General features: G+C 41.0%; 16 protein-coding genes and 1 pseudogene. 15 read left to right on the top strand and 2 right to left on the bottom strand.

Annotated features, from left to right (window positions below; genetic code table 11):
• Positions 1-927 (top strand): ATP-binding cassette domain-containing protein, encoded by a 927-nt coding sequence (locus tag TZ94_RS04615; protein WP_045614652.1) that lies wholly within the window; start codon positions 1-3, stop codon positions 925-927.
• A gap of 149 nt (positions 928-1076) precedes the next feature.
• Entirely contained in the window at positions 1077-1277 is a 201-nt protein-coding gene (locus tag TZ94_RS04610; protein ID WP_045614650.1) for a hypothetical protein, read from the top strand.
• A gap of 347 nt (positions 1278-1624) precedes the next feature.
• Here the strand turns inward: TZ94_RS04610 and TZ94_RS04605 are convergent.
• Positions 1625-4024: pseudogene (locus TZ94_RS04605) on the bottom strand (glycosyl hydrolase family 95 catalytic domain-containing protein); the annotation flags it as partial.
• Positions 4025-4308: 284 nt separating this feature from the next.
• Between TZ94_RS04605 and TZ94_RS04600 the strand changes: the two are divergent.
• The 12 genes from TZ94_RS04600 (at position 4309) to TZ94_RS04545 (ending at position 11979) form a co-directional block, all read left to right on the top strand.
• Positions 4309-4554 carry a YneF family protein gene (locus tag TZ94_RS04600; protein WP_004251708.1) on the top strand — a complete coding sequence of 82 codons (246 nt, stop codon included), beginning with the start codon at positions 4309-4311 and terminating at the stop codon, positions 4552-4554.
• Between the two features lie 207 nt (positions 4555-4761).
• Positions 4762-5556, top strand: a complete 795-nt coding sequence (racE, locus tag TZ94_RS04595) for a glutamate racemase (protein ID WP_045614644.1) — start codon at positions 4762-4764, stop codon at positions 5554-5556.
• Positions 5553-6524: a nucleoside-triphosphate diphosphatase gene (locus TZ94_RS04590; protein WP_045614641.1), complete on the top strand. Its 972-nt coding sequence runs from the start codon at positions 5553-5555 to the stop codon at positions 6522-6524. The genes racE and TZ94_RS04590 overlap by 4 nt, the downstream gene beginning before the upstream one ends.
• Positions 6500-7021: a metallophosphoesterase gene (locus tag TZ94_RS04585; protein ID WP_045614638.1), complete on the top strand. Its 522-nt coding sequence runs from the start codon at positions 6500-6502 to the stop codon at positions 7019-7021. The genes TZ94_RS04590 and TZ94_RS04585 overlap by 25 nt, the downstream gene beginning before the upstream one ends.
• Positions 7018-7479: a cyclic-di-AMP-binding protein CbpB gene (cbpB, locus tag TZ94_RS04580; protein ID WP_045614636.1), complete on the top strand. Its 462-nt coding sequence runs from the start codon at positions 7018-7020 to the stop codon at positions 7477-7479. Before TZ94_RS04585 ends, cbpB begins: the two co-directional genes overlap by 4 nt.
• Entirely contained in the window at positions 7476-8210 is a 735-nt protein-coding gene (gene xerD, locus TZ94_RS04575) for a site-specific tyrosine recombinase XerD (protein WP_045614633.1), read from the top strand. Before cbpB ends, xerD begins: the two co-directional genes overlap by 4 nt.
• Positions 8210-8932 (top strand): segregation/condensation protein A, encoded by a 723-nt coding sequence (locus tag TZ94_RS04570; protein ID WP_045614631.1) that lies wholly within the window; start codon positions 8210-8212, stop codon positions 8930-8932. Before xerD ends, TZ94_RS04570 begins: the two co-directional genes overlap by 1 nt.
• 24 nt (positions 8933-8956) lie before the next feature.
• Positions 8957-9526, top strand: coding sequence for an SMC-Scp complex subunit ScpB (gene scpB / locus TZ94_RS04565; RefSeq protein WP_045614629.1), 570 nt, complete (start codon positions 8957-8959; stop codon positions 9524-9526).
• Positions 9513-10238 (top strand): pseudouridine synthase, encoded by a 726-nt coding sequence (locus tag TZ94_RS04560; RefSeq protein ID WP_016466836.1) that lies wholly within the window; start codon positions 9513-9515, stop codon positions 10236-10238. The genes scpB and TZ94_RS04560 overlap by 14 nt, the downstream gene beginning before the upstream one ends.
• Positions 10238-10474, top strand: coding sequence for a membrane protein insertion efficiency factor YidD (gene yidD / locus TZ94_RS09500; protein ID WP_045614625.1), 237 nt, complete (start codon positions 10238-10240; stop codon positions 10472-10474). The genes TZ94_RS04560 and yidD overlap by 1 nt, the downstream gene beginning before the upstream one ends.
• Before the next feature lie 120 nt (positions 10475-10594).
• Positions 10595-11659 (top strand): glutamyl aminopeptidase, encoded by a 1065-nt coding sequence (gene pepA / locus TZ94_RS04550; RefSeq protein ID WP_045614622.1) that lies wholly within the window; start codon positions 10595-10597, stop codon positions 11657-11659.
• A gap of 23 nt (positions 11660-11682) precedes the next feature.
• Positions 11683-11979 carry a hypothetical protein gene (locus tag TZ94_RS04545; RefSeq protein WP_045614619.1) on the top strand — a complete coding sequence of 99 codons (297 nt, stop codon included), beginning with the start codon at positions 11683-11685 and terminating at the stop codon, positions 11977-11979.
• A gap of 28 nt (positions 11980-12007) precedes the next feature.
• On the opposite strand, the gene TZ94_RS04540 is transcribed toward TZ94_RS04545, so the two are convergent.
• Positions 12008-13639: a Na/Pi cotransporter family protein gene (locus tag TZ94_RS04540; protein ID WP_045614615.1), complete on the bottom strand. Its 1632-nt coding sequence runs from the start codon at positions 13637-13639 to the stop codon at positions 12008-12010.
• Between the two features lie 300 nt (positions 13640-13939).
• Here TZ94_RS04540 and TZ94_RS04535 point away from each other — a divergent pair, with 300 nt between their 5' ends.
• Complete coding sequence (locus tag TZ94_RS04535; protein ID WP_045614612.1) at positions 13940-18775, top strand: endo-beta-N-acetylglucosaminidase; 4836 nt, start codon at positions 13940-13942, stop codon at positions 18773-18775.
• Positions 18776-18786 lie beyond the last annotated feature (11 nt).

Here is an 18786-nt window from a genome sequence, read left to right as displayed (position 1 = left end):
ATGTCTGAAAAATTAGTAGAAATTAAAGACTTAGAAATTTCCTTCGGTGAAGGAAGCAAAAAGTTTGTAGCTGTTAAGAATGCAAACTTCTTTATCAACAAAGGAGAAACTTTCTCACTCGTTGGAGAATCTGGTAGTGGTAAGACAACAATTGGTCGTGCTATTATCGGTCTTAACGATACCAGCAAGGGAGATATCATCTTTGATGGTAAAAAAATTAATGGTAAAAAATCACGTGAACAAGCAGAGGAATTAATCCGTCGCATCCAAATGATTTTCCAAGACCCAGCCGCAAGTTTGAACGAACGTGCGACAGTAGACTATATCATTTCTGAAGGTCTTTACAACCACCATTTATTTAAAGATGAAGAAGAAAGAAAAGAAAAAGTTCAAAATATCATTCGTGAAGTAGGGCTTTTGGCTGAACACTTGACTCGTTATCCTCATGAGTTCTCAGGTGGACAACGTCAACGTATCGGGATTGCACGTGCTTTGGTAATGCAACCTGACTTCGTTATCGCGGATGAGCCAATTTCAGCCTTGGACGTTTCTGTACGTGCCCAGGTTTTGAATTTGCTCAAGAAATTCCAAAAAGAATTAGGCTTAACTTATCTCTTTATCGCCCACGATTTGTCTGTAGTTCGATTCATCTCTGACCGTATCGCGGTAATTTATAAAGGTGTCATTGTTGAAGTTGCTGAGACTGAGGAATTGTTTAACAATCCAATCCATCCATACACGCAAGCACTTTTATCAGCTGTTCCTATTCCAGATCCAATCCTGGAACGTAAAAAAGTTTTGAAAGTCTATGATCCAGATCAACATGACTATGAAACTGACAAACCTTCTATGGTAGAAATTCGTCCAGGTCATTATGTTTGGGCTAATCAGGCAGAATTAGAACGCTATAAAAAAGAAATGAAATAATCAATAAAGTTTTATAATCTAGCTAGAAGGCTTCTAGAAAGATTATGAAACTTTTTTTCAGACAAAAGCTTGATTATCTACAAAAAATTGATATACTGAATACAATAAAAACAGACCTATATTAGCTAGAGTAACCAAGGGAGAGTCGCATGGATCAACAACCAAATTTTTTTACCAACATGGCAAGAGCAATTGGAACATGTCTTTGGGTAAAAGGGATGGAAGTATTGACTGAAAAGAAGGAGTCCGAGCCAAAAGTCTTAGAATTTAGTCGATTTCTTTTGGCGTTAAAACTAGAATCTTCCTTACCTTGGATTCTGGGACTTACTAAGAAAGAAGACAGAAAATGAAATTTATTTTGGATATTTTATTTTATATCTTAGTGAAGCCACTGATTGCAATTGTAGAATTCATTTGGTATCTCATTTGCTTATTTTTTTATGATTTCCTTATGAATGTATTGTATTCGATTTTTAATTGGTTTTTTAGTTTGTTTTAGAAACTAAAAATTGGGAGTAGTTACTTATAGATACTCCTATATAATTTTATTATCATAAAAAAGGATGGGAAATATTCCCTCCTTTTTTGTTTATATCAATAAGATTAAGGCGAAGTTTTAAAAAGTTGATGCAATTGACAGATTTGTAGAGAGTCTAGGATATAGATTAGATTTAGTTTAATCCATTTATGACGGTATAGGTAACTTTTCAAAGGTGATCACATCACCCTTTTGAGTTGCAAGTTGGATGCGGTTGTCTTTGATGCGGGTAGCTTGTACTTCCTTGCCGTTTACCTTGACAATGCTAGCTTCAATATTTGGGTAGTCTACGACTAAGTTTCCACCCACATTAGAAAGGAAAGATAGCGTTTCGAGATTTTTTTCTTTCCATTGCATGCTGACTTCAAAGTTACCACGAGCGACTAAGCCTGAAACTTGACCGTCTTTCCAAGCATCTGGAAGGGCTGGTAATGGGGCAATGTAGCCTGTATGAGACTGAAGGAGCATTTCTGCCATACCGCTGGTTGCACCGAAGTTCCCATCAATTTGGAAAGGCGCGTGCGTATCCCAGAGGTTTTCTAGAGTCGAGGATCTGAGCTGTTCTGCTAACAAACGGTGGGCACGATTTCCATCTAAGAGACGAGCCCAGAGGTTGATTTTATTGGCCTTAGACCAACCAGTTCCACCATCTCCTCGGTGGTTTAGGGTTGCGCGTGCTGCCTCTAGGTATTCGGGTTGATCCTTGCCAAATAAGGTTCCTGGGAAGAGTCCAACCAGATGGGAAACGTGACGGTGATGATTTTCAATGCCTTCGTTGGTGAATTGAGGACTGTCTTCCTCGTACCATTCCTTGATACGTCCCTCTTGGTTGATATGAAGTGGTTTGAGCTTGTCAAATTTAGCCTTGACCTCTGTGACTAAGTCTTGGTCGACATTCAGATGGTTGGCGATTTCCATGTAATCGTGGAATAACTGCCAGACTAGCGATTGGTCAAAGGTATTTCCGATGGTAATGGTCCCGTGTTCAGGTGAGTAGGATGGAGAAGATACCCAACGGTCACTGGCCTTGTCATAGTGCAAGAAGGAGTTCCAGAACTTAGCTGTTTCCTTGAGCATTGGGTAAATCTTTTCTTTGAGATAGGTTTCATCCTTGGTGAATTTATAATAGTCATAGACGTTCTGCATCATCCAAGCATTGGCAGCTGGAGACCAACCCCAATAGTAGTTCCAACCAGGAGTAGTCCAGCCAAATGGTGTCGCCTGAGTATGAACCAACCAACCGTTTTCTTGACCTTCTTTTGACTCGATACCTGCATATTCTTTAGCAGCGATACGACCATAGTAGCGCATGTCATCGATATAATTGATCATTGACTTAGCCGTTTCTGCAAGATTGTTCATGTAGGCAGGCCAGTAGTTCATCTGTAGGTTGACATTGAGGTGGTAGTCAGAATTCCAAGGTGGATTATCTACTGCATTCCAGACTCCTTGCAAGTTGGCAGGAAGGGCATCTGTCCGGTCACGAGACGAACTGATGAGGAGGTAACGGCCGTATTGAAAGAAGAGTTCTTCTAGTTTTTGCCCTTTTTCGGGATTATAGGTTTGAAGAGCCTCTTTTGTAGTTTGATTAGACTTGCTACCGCCAAGATTTAGTTGAACACGATTGAAGAGACTTTGATAGTCCTCGATGTGGTCATGTTTCAGAGTTTCATAGTCTTTGGCCTTGGCAGCTTCTATGATAGACTTAACCGTTTTTTCTAAGTCAATATCTTTGCTATAATTGGTTTTTGGATTTTGAGCAAAGTTGGTCTTGGCACTGAGTAAAAGGGTCGCATAGCTGGCTCCTGTGACAGTCAAATAGCCATCTTGTGCAGTGACTTGTCCATCTGTCTTGATACCAAGATAAGAAGCAAATTTAAGACCATTGTCTTTGACAGTTCCTTTGAGTAAAATACCATTGGAATCAGTAGTGACTGCTCCCTGTTTATACTTCGAATATTCCCAAGAGTAGTCACCATTCGCAAGTAAATCTTCTGTCAAGCTATTCCAAAGAGTAAAATCGAGGGTCTTATCCCCTTTTTTACTCAAGTGGGTCACAGTGACATCATCCGGATAGCTAGAGAAGGTTTCGCGTTTAAAGTTTGTTCCATCTTGAGTATAAGAAGTAGTCGTGATAGCTTCAGAAATATCTAAGCTACGATGATAGTCAGTAACATTTTCCAAGCCCTTCTTCTGGTTATTAAAGACCATGAAGATATCACCAAAGGCTAGGTAGCGACCGTATTGGGCATTGTTTGGTCCAACCAAATTTCTCTCTGCTAGTTGGTTGGCTTTTTGACGGTCATCGTCTTCTAAGGCCTTACGGATTTCGGCTAAGACTTTGTAGCGGTCCTTGTAGTTTCCTCCGTTGTAGTCTTGACTATCTGGCTGTGGGCCTCCAGACCAAAGTGTTTTTTCGTTGTACTGGATTCTTTCTTCACCGATGAGTCCGAAAACCTTGGCACCCATTTCTCCATTTCCGACTGGGAGGGCTTGTTTTTCCCATCCATCATAGGAATGAGCAGCTGGTTGGTCGTATATTAGTTGATAGTTATTTTTATTTTCCATAGATTTTTTTAATATTGAAGTAGGTAGTATAGTTGAGATTTATGATTTTACTATAGCAGACACATTAACTTATTGCAAGGCTTTAAAGACCTCATTTGTTTATTTTAAGGACAGTATGTATTTTAGATTTTATAATGGATGATAAGCAAGTTTTTTTATAGGTAAAGTGAATTAAAATGTTGGTCAGTTGCTTTCTGAAAGCGTAACTCAAACTAGTCAGGCGTAGGACTTTATGGTATAATATAGAAGATTCAAAAAGAAACAGGAGAAATATTATGGACCTTATTTTAGCAATTGTATTGATTGTTTTAGCTTTTCTAGGCGGAGCTCTTGGAGGAATGTACTTGGTGCGCAAGCAAATCGAAAAAGAATTTGCGGATAACCCACGTTTGAATGCAGAAGCCGTTCGTACTCTCTTGAGTGCAAATGGTCAAAAACCAAGCGAAGCTAAGGTACAACAAGTTTACCACCAAATCATTCGCCAACAAAAAGCAGCCCTCGCTAACAATAAAAAGAAATAAATAGGAAAAGTCTGGGATGAAAGTTCCAGACTTCTCACTATGTTCAACTGATATTTAGAACTAAGACTTTTTCCTTGCATTCTATTGATATTTGATTATGATTAAGTTGGAGACAACTGATGACGAATCAGTCGGTCGGAAATTTCAGTAAGAAATGTAATGATAATGAACTATCAATCAGAATAATATGACTAGAAAGAAGACTATATGGATAATCGACCAATCGGTTTTTTGGACTCTGGTGTTGGGGGCTTGACTGTTGTGCGTGAGCTCATGCGTCAGCTTCCTCATGAAGAAATCGTCTATATTGGAGATTCGGCACGGGCGCCATATGGCCCTCGTCCTGCTGAGCAAATTCGTGAATATACTTGGCAGTTGGTCAACTTTCTTTTGACCAAGGATGTCAAGATGATTGTCATTGCTTGTAATACAGCAACAGCAGTCGTCTGGGAAGAAATCAAATCCAAACTTGATATTCCTGTTCTTGGAGTGATTTTGCCTGGTGCTTCAGCAGCTATCAAAGCAAGTCAGGGTGGGAAAATCGGAGTGATTGGAACACCGATGACCGTACAATCAGATATCTATCGTCAAAAGATTCATGACTTGGATCCAGATTTGCAGGTTGAAAGTCTGGCTTGCCCCAAATTTGCTCCTTTGGTCGAGTCAGGTGCTCTATCGACCAGTGTGACCAAGAAAGTCGTATACGAAACCCTACGTCCTTTGGTTGGAAAAGTGGATAGCTTGATTTTAGGTTGTACTCATTATCCGCTCCTCAGACCTATCATCCAAAATGTCATGGGCCCTAAGGTACAACTAATCGATAGTGGAGCGGAGTGTGTTCGCGATATTTCGGTCCTACTCAATTATTTTGAGATTAATCGTAGTCGAGATGCGGCACCACTTCAACACCGTTTTTACACAACTGCAAATAGCCAAAGTTTTGCTCAAATCGGAGCAGAATGGCTGGAAAGAGATATTCATGTGGAGCATGTAACATTATGACAAACAAAATTTATGAATACAAGGATGACCAAGACTGGTATGTTGGATCCTACAGTGTTTTTGGTGGCATTCGTACTTTGACGGATGATGAGTTAGAGTTTCCGCTATTTGATTTGGCCAAAATCTTTCGAGATGATGAGCGAGGATTTCCACTTTCAGTCACAGTTTTACGATATGGTTCAGTCTATCGCTTACTCTCTTTTGTGGTAGATATTCTCAACCAAGAAGCAAATCGAAACTTAGAAGTTATTCAACGCCAAGGAGCTTTGCTCTTAGTGGAAAACGGAAAGCTCTTGCATGTGGAATTGCCTAAAGAAGGAGTGAATGTTCAGGACTTTTTCGAGACAAACAAGGTCAGAGAAACCTTGCTCATAGCGACTCGTAACGAGGGTAAAACCAAGGAATTTCGTGCTATCTTTGACAAACTTGGCTATGATGTGGAGAATCTCAAAGATTACCCAGATCTGCCTGAAGTTGCTGAAACTGGTATGACCTTTGAAGAAAATGCTCGCCTTAAGGCTGAAACCATTTCTAAATTAACAGGTAAGATGGTTTTAGCTGATGACTCTGGGCTCAAAGTTGATGTGCTTGGTGGTCTCCCAGGTGTTTGGTCAGCTCGCTTCGCAGGAGTGGGAGCCACTGACCAGGAAAACAATGCTAAACTCTTACACGAATTAGCCATGGTCTTTGAACTCAAGGACCGTTCAGCGCAATTTCACACAACCTTGGTCGTTGCTAGCCCAGGTAAGGAAAGCTTGGTCGTCGAAGCTGACTGGCCAGGTTACATTAACTTTGAACCTAAGGGTGAAAATGGTTTTGGCTATGATCCGCTCTTCTTAGTAGGAGAAACTGGTAAATCATCAGCCGAATTAACTCTTGAAGAAAAAAATAGTCAATCCCACCGTGCCTTAGCCGTTAAGAAACTTTTGGAGGTATTTCCATCATGGCAAAGCAAACCATCATTGTAATGAGTGACTCCCACGGAGATAGCTTGATTGTAGAAGAAATACGTGACCGCTATCTTGGAAAAGTCGATGCTATTTTTCACGATGGTGACTCGGAACTTCGCCCAGATTCACCACTCTGGGAAGGAATCCAGGTAGTCAGAGGAAACATGGATTTTTATTCAGATTATCCAGAACGCTTAGTGACTCAGCTGGGTCCTACCAAGATTATCCAGACTCATGGGCATTTGTTTGATATTAACTTCAACTTCCAAAAGCTTGATTTCTGGGCTCAAGAGGAAGATGCAGATATCTGTCTTTATGGGCACTTGCATGTTCCAAGTGCTTGGATGGAAGGGAAGACTCTCTTTCTAAATCCTGGTTCTATCAGTCAACCACGTGGAACAATCAGAGAATGTCTCTACGCTCGTGTGGAGATTGATGATAGCTACTTTAAAGTAGACTTTTTGACACGTGACCATGAGGTATATCCAGGCTTGTCCAAGGAGTTTGCTCGATGATTGCCAAAGAATTTGAACAGTTTTTACTGGAGCAAGAGGAAACCTTTTTAACTCCTGCTGAAAATTTGGCTGTGCTCATTGATTCTCACAATGCAGATCATGCAATTCTCCTTCTTAGCCAGATGACCTATACCAGAGTACCAGTCGTGACTGATGAGAAAAAATTCGTCGGAACTATTGGTCTTAGAGATATTCTTGCTTACCAGATGGAGCAGGGATTGAGTCAGGAAGCCATGGCAGATACGGATATCGTACACATGACCAAGAAGGATGTTGCAGTGGTAGCTCCAGATTATACATTGACAGATGTTTTACATAAGTTAGTGGATGAATCATTCCTACCAGTTGTTGATAAGGATGGAATCTTCCAAGGGATTATTACACGGAAATCAATCCTTAAGGCTGTCAATGCCCTTCTGCATGATTTTAGTAAGGAATATGTGATTCGAAGCAAATGAGAGAATGGATTTCAGTATTTTTAGAAGAAAAGCAAAATCTATCTAGTAATTCTAAGCAGTCTTATAAGTATGATTTGGAGCAGTTTTTGGATTTTGTTGGAAAACAAATTTCAGAGACAAGTTTAAAAATCTACCAAGCTCAATTATCAAATTTTAAAATGAGTGCCCAAAAGCGGAAAGTTTCTGCTTGCAACCAATTTCTTTACTTTTTATACCAGAAGGGGAAAATTGACACCTTTTATCGTTTAGAATTGCCGAAACAGGCTGAGAAAAAGCAAGTTCAGTCAGAACTTTTAGACCTCAGTTCTTTCTGGCAAGAAAGTGCTTATCCAGAAGGACGCTTGCTAGCCTTGCTAATAGTAGAGTTGGGCCTCTTGCCTAGTGAAATTCTAGCCTTAAAAACAGGGGATGTGAACCTGGATTTTCAAGTTTTGAGAGTCAATAAAGCTTCTCAACAAAGAATCCTGAGCCTTCCCCAAAATTTGCTTGCAGAGTTAGAGCCCTTGATGGGGCAGACCTATCTCTTTGAAAAAGCTGGGAAATCGTACTCCCGTCAATGGGCTTTTCGTCAGTTGGAAGCTTTTTTAAAGGAAAAAGGTTTTTCAGATTTATCTGCCCAAGGATTGAGAGAACAGTTTATATTAAGACAAATCGAAGAAAAGGTTGACTTGTACGAAATCGCTAAAAAATTAGGATTAAAGACAGTCATGACCTTAGAAAAATATAGATAATGGATATTAAATTAAAAGATTTTGAAGGGCCTTTGGACTTGCTCTTACACTTGGTTTCAAAGTACCAGATGGATATCTATGATGTACCGATTACAGAAGTTATCGAGCAATATCTAGCCTACATATCGACCTTACAAGCCATGCGTTTAGAAGTTGCAGGCGAATACATGGTGATGGCTAGCCAACTCATGCTGATTAAGAGTCGCAAGCTCTTGCCAAAGGTTGCAGAAGTGACGGATTTAGAGGATGACCTAGAGCAGGATCTCCTTTCTCAGATTGAGGAATACCGTAAATTTAAACTTTTGGGAGAGCAGTTGGAAGTGAAGCACCAAGAACGAGCTCAATATTACTCAAAAGCACCTACAGAGTTGATCTACGAGGATGCAGAACTTGTGCATGATAAGACGACGATTGATCTTTTCTTAGCCTTTTCAACCTTACTGACCAAGAAAAAGGAAGAATTCTCGAAAAGTCACACAACAATCTTACGGGATGAGTATAAGATTGAAGATATGATGGTCATCGTTCGAGAAGCCTTGGTTGAAGGTCAACAATTATGCTTGCAGGATTTGTTTAAAGAAACCAAGGATTTACAAGAAGTCATTACACTCTTTTTAGCAACCTTGGAGTTGATTAAAACCCAAGAAATTCTCTTGATTCAAAAAGAGAGTTTTGGAGATATTTATCTCATGAAAAAGAATGAGGAAAATCAAGTAGAGTAGAGTCAAGCTTGATAGAGAGGAAATATGAGTACTTTAGCAGAAATAGAAGCACTCCTGTTTGTAGCGGGGGAGGATGGCATTAGAGTCCGTCAGCTGGCTGAGGTCCTATCGCTTCCACCGACTGGGATTCAGCAAAGCTTAGAAAAGTTAGCCCACAAGTATGAAAAAGACCAAGATTCCAGTTTAGCCTTGATTGAGACAGGTGGTGCCTACAGATTGGTGACCAAGCCACAATTTGCAGCGGTCTTAAAAGAATACTCTAAGGCTCCAATCAACCAAAGTCTATCTCGGGCTGCCCTTGAAACCTTATCCATCATTGCTTACAAGCAACCCATCACACGGATTGAGATTGATGCTATTCGGGGGGTTAATTCAAGTGGAGCGCTAGCTAAGTTACAGGCCTTTGAGTTGATACGAGAAGACGGGAAAAAGGAAGTTCTCGGACGCCCTAATCTCTATGTGACGACGGATTATTTCCTGGATTATATGGGGATTAATCGCTTGGAAGAGTTGCCCGTGATTGATGAGCTTGATATTCAAGTACAAGAAAGCCAATTATTTGGTGAAAGGATAGAAGAAGATGAGAATCAATAAATATATTGCCCACGCAGGAGTGGCCAGTAGGAGGAAAGCAGAGGAGTTGATCAAGCAAGGTTTGGTAACCGTCAATGGACAGGTAGTACGTGAACTAGCGACAACCATCAAGTCAGGCGACAAGGTTGAGGTTGAAGGTCAACCCATCTATAACGAAGAAAAAGTCTATTATCTGCTTAACAAACCACGTGGAGTGATTTCCAGTGTGACAGATGACAAGGGACGTAAGACGGTTGTCGATCTTTTGCCTAATGTGAAAGAGCGTATTTACCCTGTGGGTCGCTTGGACTGGGATACCTCAGGTGTCTTGATTTTGACTAATGATGGGGATTTTACAGATGAGATGATTCACCCTCGTAATGAGATTGATAAGGTCTATGTGGCGCGTGTTAAAGGAATTGCCAACAAAGAAAATCTCCGTCCTTTGACTCGTGGAGTTGAGATTGATGGCAAGAAGACTAAGCCAGCTGTTTACGAAATTCTCAAAGTAGATCCAGTAAAAAACCGCTCAGTTGTTCAGTTGACCATCCATGAAGGGCGCAATCACCAGGTTAAAAAGATGTTTGAAGCTGTTGGCCTCCAAGTGGATAAACTCTCTCGAACTCGTTTTGGACATCTAGACTTAACGGGTCTTCGTCCAGGAGAATCACGTCGTCTTAATAAAAAAGAAATCAGCCAATTACACACCATGGCTGTAACCAATAATAAATAATGAAAAAAATTTTAATTGCACCAGTGCGTTTTTACCAGCGATTTATCTCGCCTGCTTTTCCACCTTCTTGTCGCTTTGAACCGACTTGTTCGAACTACATGATACAAGCTATCGAAAAGCATGGGGCTAAGGGAGTTCTGATGGGATTGGCACGGATTTTACGGTGCCACCCTTGGTCCGAAGAGGGTAAGGATCCCGTACCAGATCACTTTTCTTTAAAGAGAAATTCTAAATAAAAGAATCACATTTGTGATTCTTTTTTATTGGAGGAAATAAGTTACAAGGTAAAATGTTGATTTCTACTACCTTTCTCCTATAAAAAGTGGTAAAATGGTTGAAAGAAAGAAGGGACTAAAATGACAACATTATTTTCTAAAATCAAAGAAGTAACAGAGCTTTCTGCTATCTCAGGTCATGAAGCGCCTGTACGTGCTTATCTTCGTGAAAAATTAACACCTCACGTGGATGAAGTGGTGACTGATGGCTTGGGTGGTATTTTTGGGGTTAAGCACTCAGAAGCAGCCAATGCACCTCGTGTTTTGGTAGCCTCTCACATGGATGAAGTTGGTTTCATGGTTAGTGAAATCAAAGCAGACGGTACCTTCCGAGTAGTCAGCATTGGTGGTTGGAACCCAATGGTTGTTAGCAGCCAACGCTTTAAACTCTTCACACGTGAGGGCCGTGAAATTCCAGTAATTTCGGGTTCAGTTCCTCCACATTTGACTCGTGGCACAGGTGGACCAACTATGCCAGCTATTTCAGATATCGTTTTTGACGGTGGTTTTTCGGATAAAGCAGAAGCTGAAAGTTTCGGTATCCGTCCAGGAGATACAATTGTTCCGGATAGTAGTGCGATCCTAACTGCTAATGAAAAAAATATCATCTCAAAAGCTTGGGATAACCGTTATGGTGTTCTCATGGTTAGCGAGTTGGCTGAAAACTTGTCAGGTCAAAAACTAAGAAATGAACTTTACCTTGGCGCGAACGTCCAAGAAGAAGTTGGACTTCGTGGAGCCCATGCATCAACAACGAAATTTGATCCAGAAGTTTTCCTTGCTGTGGACTGTTCACCAGCAGGTGATGTCTATGGTGGACAAGGCAAGATTGGTGATGGAACCTTGATTCGTTTCTATGATCCAGGTCACTTGCTTCTCCCAGGCATGAAGGATTTCCTTTTGACAACTGCTGAAGAAGCTGGAATCAAATACCAATACTATTGTGGAAAAGGTGGTACAGATGCAGGAGCAGCTCATTTGAAAAATGGTGGTGTTCCATCTACAACAATCGGTGTCTGCGCTCGTTATATCCACTCTCACCAAACACTCTATGCTATGGACGATTTCCTTGAAGCTCAAGCTTTCTTACAAGCCTTGGTTAAAAAATTAGATCGTTCTACAGTAGATTTGATTAAAAACTATTAAACAGAAAAGATGGAAGTGATAGTATGGAAGAACCAAACCTAGAAACCTTGATACGAGAACTTTACAACAATGCTCGTCAAACATTGAGCGCAGATTTAGTGGTTGCACTCCTAGAAACTGCTAAGCAGTTGCCCAGCACCAATGAACGCTTGCTTGCAGTCCGACTTTCGGGACTAGTCACACTTGAACTTCTCAAGAATCCCAAGACTCCTGCGCCAGAGTTAGTCAATCTGGCCAGCTTTATCCAAAAGGAAGAAGCTAGGTACAAGGGGGCAGCTGCCTCCTCCTTTATGATTGGAGAGCTATTTAAAATGCTTTGATTCGTTCGAATCAAAGCATTTTTTTGTCTTAAATTTGTTCAGCTAAAACCTTTTCAGCAAGGTTCATAGCGTGGTCTGACACACGAGTGTAGTGTGAAATGATATCGATAAAGTTGACACCTGCTTGTGTAGAACATTCACCGTTGTTGAGACGTTTGATATGAGTCTTACGAAGGACGCGTTCCATCTTGTTAATAGCTTCATGACGTTCGATAAGAGACTCTGCCATCTCGAGGTCGTTATTTTCTACACTTTCGAGAGCATCTTTAACAAACTCACTTGTTTGACGATAAATTTCTTCCAACTCTTCTAGGGCTGAGTTAGAGAATTGAACATTCTTACGTTGCAAGTAGTCATTAAGATTAATTAATGCTTCTGCGTGGTCTCCGATACGTTCCAAGTCACGAGAAGAGTCAAGGATATTTGTTAAGACTTCACTCTCTTTTTGACTCAAAGCTTCACTAGAAAGAGTAATGAGGTAGCGCGTTAATTTCTCATCGATTGTATTGATAGCTTCTTCAGTTTTGTGTCCTTTTTCAGCTACTTTTTCGTTAGAATTGATGATGTAGTCGTAAGAAAGGTCAAATGCTTTTACAGCATAGTTTCCAAGGTGCAAGAGTTCTTTCTTGGCATTTCCTAGGGCGATAGAAGGAGCTTGTTGGATCAGTTGTTCATCCAAGTAAAGAGGTTCATACTTAACAACTTCGTCTTCACCAGGGATTAACTTAGTTACAAAGTAAGCCAAAGCACCGATGAATGGGAACTGTACAATGGTATTACTTACGTTGAAGGCACCATGTGAGAAAGCGATAGTCATCTCTGGTGAGAGGTGAAGTAAAGCTTGGAAGTACTCAATCATCGAAGTGAATGGGCCCAACAAGATTAAGCAGAGGATGGTTCCCAAAACGTTAAAGGTAACGTGCGTTGCTGCAACCCGTTTAGCAGAAACGTTTGCTCCGGCTGCTGCGATAATAACCGTTAAGGTTGTACCGATATTATCCCCGAATAAGACAGGTAATGCCCCTTTGAGGTCGAGGAAGCCACCTGCATAGAGACCTTGTAAAATCCCGATAGTTGCAGAAGATGCCTGAATCAAAACGGTAATGACTGCACCAGCCACAACTCCCAAGATAGGATTTTGCCCCAAGGTAACCATGTATTCCTTGAATTGAGGTAAGTCTTTAAGAGGACTCATCCCAGCACTAATGAGGTTGAGGGCATAGAAGATACCACCAACACCAAAAAGGATACGTCCAATATTGTTTACGGTTCGATTCTTTGTAAAGAATAAGAACATGGTTCCAAGGAAAATCAAGGGTAGGGCATACTCGCCAAGTTTGAAACCGATGATGAATGATGTTACGGTTGTCCCGATATTGGCTCCCATGATAATCCCGATAGCCTGTCTAAGAGTTAAGAGACTAGCGCTGACCAGTCCAACTGTGATAACCGTTACACCGGTACTCGACTGAATCAGGGCAGTAACAACAATCCCCACTAGGACCCCTAAGAAGGGATTACTTGTGTACTTATCAATGTAATAACGAAGGCGATCTCCAGCAGCTTGTTGCAAACCATCTCCCATGGTCTTGATACTATACAAAAATAGTCCCAGACCACCTAAAAAGTGAAAAATTATTTCCTGCCAATTAATGGACATTTCCTTTTTCCTCCGAAAAATAATCGCGGAATTTCTCCCATTCTATTTTAAAGGATTAATAGCAATCTAACAAGTAGTAAATGAAGTTTTTTAAGAAAAATGCTAGTAAAAGTAGAAAAATGCTTCTGATTGTCTAATTTATATCATTTATTCACTCCTTTATAGATATTTATGGGCAAGTGTTGACTCTTCCTTTAAATAACGTAAAATAAAAATGAACAGTTCTGCTATTTCAAGAGCAGTTACTTTTTTTAAAACAAAAAATAAAGCGCTTACTTTTGAAAGTAAAAGGAGAAAAAGATGAAGAATCCATTTTTTGAGCAACGTTGCCGCTATAGTATTCGAAAATTATCTGTGGGTGCCTGCTCCTTGATGATTGGATCGGTTTTGTTTGCTAACCAGGCTTTTGCAGAAGAAGTCGCCCTTCCAGCAAATGAGACCACGACCACTGCTGTGGCTGCAGAACAAGCAGCAAATAGCACAACAGAACAACCAGCAACTGCTACAACAGAACAACCAACAACAGCTTCACCTGAAGTCTTGAAGCAGTTGGAGGAGACAGAAAACAAGGTTAGTGAACAGCCTATTTCAGAAGAAAAACCAACCTTGGACCAATTGACTACAGCTGATAAGGAAGCAACTAGCCCAGTTACTGAAACTCCTAAGGTTGAAGAAACACATGCAACTACAGAAAATAAGCCAGAAGAAAAAGCTACTGTTTCTGATGTTCCTAAGAAAGAAGAAAAAAGTCTCCGACCAAAAGAAATTAAGTTTGACACCTGGGAAGATTTGTTAAAATGGGAACCAGGTGCCCGCGAAGACGATGCTATTAACCGCTCTTCAGTAGAACTAGCCAAGCGCTATCGTGGACATGTTGTCAATGAAAAAGCTAATAAGGATGCCAAGGTTGAGGCTCTTGCTAATACCAACTCTAAGGCTAAAGATCATGCTTCTGTAGGTGGTGAAGAGTTTAAAGCCTACGCTTTTGACTACTGGCAATACTTGAATTCAATGGTCTTCTGGGAAGGCCTCGTTCCGACTCCAGATGTGATTGATGCTGGTCACCGAAATGGTGTTCCTGTGTTGGGAACTTTGTTCTTCAACTGGTCAAATAGCATTGCGGATCAAGAAAAATTTGCTGCAGCTCTTCAACAAGATGAGGATGGAACTTTCCCTATCGCTCGTAAGTTAGTTGATTTGGCTAAATATTATGGATTTGATGGATACTTTATCAACCAAGAAACAACAGGAGATATCGTAACGCCTCTTGGTAAGAAAATGCGTGACTTCATGCTTTATACCAAGGAGTATGCTGCCAAAGTCAACCACCCAGTCAAATATTCTTGGTACGATGCCATGACTTATGAATATGGTCGTTACCATGAGGATGGACTTGGTGAGTACAACTATCAATTCATGGAAAAAGAAGGCGATAAAGTGCCTGCAGATCACTTCTTTGCAAACTTTAACTGGACTAAAGAGAAAAATGATTACTCTGTAACAATGGCGGAATGGATTGGACGCAGTCAGTATGATGTTTTTGCAGGTTTGGAATTGCAACAGGGTGGTTCTTATAAGACAAAAGTAAAATGGGATGCCCTTTTTGATGAAAATGGAAAACTTCGCTTGTCACTTGGACTCTTTGCGCCTGATACTATCACGAGTCTTGGAAAGACTGGAGAAGACTATCACAAGAATGAAAATATCTTCTTCACAGGCTACCAAGGAGATCCGACTAGTCAAAAACCAGATAACAAGGACTGGTACGGCATTGCCAACCTCGTAGCTGACCGTACACCAGCAGTAGGTCGTACCTTTACAACATCCTTTAACACTGGACATGGTAAAAAATGGTTTGTGGATGGTAAAATCTCTAAGGATTCTGAATGGAACTATCGTTCTGTATCAGGTGTTTTGCCTACATGGCGCTGGTGGCAAACTTCATCAGGAGCTAAACTTCAAGCTAATTATGACTTTGAAGATGCCTACAATGGAGGAAACTCACTCAAGTTTGCAGGTGATTTAGCTGAAAACACCAATCAAGATGTTCGTCTTTACTCTACAAAACTTGAAGTAACAGATAAAACAAAACTTCGGGTCGCCCATAAAGGTGGTAAGGGAAGCAAGGTTTATGTAGAGTTTGCGACTCAGAAAAACTATACTTATGGTGGAGAGAATACTCGCAAAGAACTGACTCTATCTGACGATTGGACAAAAGACGAATTTGACTTGAGTGAATTGGCTGGGCAAAAGATTTATGGGATCAAACTCACCTTTGAAAATACTGCAACTGTCAGGGATTACCAATTCAATCTAGGAGAGTTGACTGTTACAGATAATCAAGAGGCTCCTCAAGCACCAACAACTCTAACAGTAGCTAAGCAATCTCTTAAAAACGCACAAGAGGCAGAAGCCATTGTTCAATTTAAGGGCAATAAAGATGCTGACTTCTATGAAGTTTATGAAAAGGATGGCGATGCTTGGCGTCTATTGACAGGATCATCAGCAACTACTATTTACCTACCAAAAGTCAGCCGTTCAGCTAGTGCGACTGGAACCAATCAAGAGTTGAAGGTTGTTGCAGTTGGTAAGAATGGTCTTCGCTCTGAAGCTGCAACTACAAACTTTGACTGGGGCATGACTGTCCAAGATACAAGCCTTCCAAGACCACTTGCAGAAAATATCGTTCCCGGAGCCACTGTTATTGGAAGTACTTTCCCAAATACAGAAGGTGGAGAGGGTATCGAAGGTATGTTGAATGGGACCATAACTAGTCTATCTGACAAATGGTCTTCTGCTCAGCTAAGCGGTAACGTTGATATTCGTTTGACACAACCACGCCGTGTTGTTAGATGGGTCATGGACCATGCTGGTGCTGGTGGAGAATCCGTCAACGATGGTTTAATGAATACGAAGGACTTTGACCTTTACTACAAGGATGATGCTGGAGAATGGAAACTAGCCAAGGCTGTTCGTGGCAATAGAGCTCATGTTTCAGATATCACCCTTGATAGTCCAATTACTGCGCAAGAATGGCGCTTGAACGTCATCACATCTGACAATGGAACACCATGGAAAGCCATCCGTATCTACAACTGGAAGATGTATGAAACTCTTGATACGGAGAGTCAAAATATTCCAATGGCTAAAGTTGCAGCGCGTGTCCTAACGGACAATAAGGTTCAACTTGGTTTCTCAGAAGTTCCTGCTGGAGCAACAATTACAGTCTATGACAAGGCAAATTCACAAACTCCAATCGCTACCTTAAATACAGTAGTTGGAGGAGATTTGGCGACAGATTCATTGACCTTCGAAAAACGTCCGAGCCTTCTTTACTACCGTACACAATTGCCAGGTAAAGAAATCAGTAATACCCTTGCTGTAACAATTCCTCAGGATGAGAGAAAGATTAAGGCTGTCAGTCTAGAAGTAGCACCTAAAAAAGCAACTTATCAAAATGGTGAGGAGTTGAATCTTAAAGGTGGTCTTCTCCGTGTCAAATACGAAGGGGAAGAAGCAGATGAAGTCATCAACCTCAGTCATGCAGGTGTAGTTGTTAACGGCTATGATTCTCACCATCATGGTGAACAAGAGTTAACAGTGACCTATCTTGGTTTACCGGTTGCAGGAAGCTTCAAGGTTCAAGTGACTGGTGAAGAAACTGGTCCAAAAGAAGTCGCAGCCTTGTATATTAGCAAGCAACCGAAAATTGACTACTTGGTAGGTGATGCTCTAGACTTATCAGAAGGACGCTTCAAGGTCTTGTATGATGATGAGACGGAGACTGAACATAGCTTTACAGACCAAGGAGTCGAAATTACAGGCTATGATGCTCAAAAAACAGGCCGTCAAAAACTTGAGTTGCACTATCAAGGACAAACTGTCGAATTTGATGTCCTAGTATCACCTAAGGCAGCCATTAACGACGAATATCTGAAACAAGAAATCACATCTGCTCAAGGACGCAAAGAAACAATAGCTTATACATTTGCTGATGCAGCAAAACAAGCAGCTCTTGTTGAGAAGCTTGATGTAGCGAAAGCTATCTTAGAAAATCATGATGCTAGTCAAGAAGCAGTCAACCAGGCCTTGAATGACTTGAAACAAGCTGGTACTGAATTGGATGGCAATCAACGTTATCAAACTGCTAGAGAAGAATTGGAAAGCTTGCTCGAATCTGTCCTTGAAAAAGATCCTAAATCTGAGTTGATTGCGCAAGCTGAGACTTTATTATCTTCACAAACGCCAACTCCAGAAGCCTTTGCGGACATGAAAGAAAAGCTGAATAAGAAACTAGCTCCTGCAGAAGAAAGTCATCATGTGGGTAGCTTAGAAGAAGGAGAAACTGCGCCAACAGTTGAAGCGCTACCTGAGTTAGTGATTGAAACAGAAACTCAAACCTTCGAACGCCAAGAACGTCCAGCAGGAGACCTCTTGTTGGGTGAACGTCGTATTGTTCAGGTAGGTGTAGAAGGGCAGACTCGTCGTCTGATTGAAGTAGATGCCAAAGGTAACCGTACTCTTCTTAAAACAGAAGTAGTCAAGGAAGCAGTTGCAGAAATCACTGAAGTTGGTACGAAGGTAGAAAGCCGTGTTCAACCGCTAGACGGTCCAAAAGTCTTAGAAGTTAAGAAACCAAGCTTAGTTGTGGAAGAAGAAGTTCTTGCATATGGACATGAAGAAAGAGTAAATCCTAGCCTCCCATTAGGAGAACGACGCTTGGTTCAAGTAGGAGTTGCAGGCCTTCGTAGAAACCTTGTAGAGATTGATTCTGAAGGACATCGCAGTCTTAAGGGAACGGAAGTTCTCAAGGAAGCCGTAACTGAGATTGTTGAAGTCGGTACAAAAATAGTTAAAGTACCAGGTGACAGACCAGTTACACCTGCTCCAGCGACTCAAGATATTAAGAAGGAAACTAGAAAAACAGAACCTAAGACTGAAACATCCGTTTCGCCAGTTCAAGCAAGCCAAGCAGCGAAGCAAGAACCAGCAAAAACAGAAGCACAAGTTGAAAAACCTGAAGGAAAACAACTTCCAAGTACAGGTACAGAAGTAGATGCAAATCTTCTTGCCCTTGGCCTAGCTGGAGTTTTAAGTGGTTTTGGCTTGCTAGCTCAAAAGAAAAAAGAAGATTAAGATAGAGAGTG

It is taken from the genome of Streptococcus infantis, from assembly GCF_000960085.1.
Lineage (GTDB): Bacteria > Bacillota > Bacilli > Lactobacillales > Streptococcaceae > Streptococcus > Streptococcus infantis_C.
This window is presented reverse-complemented; position numbering and strand designations above follow the sequence as displayed.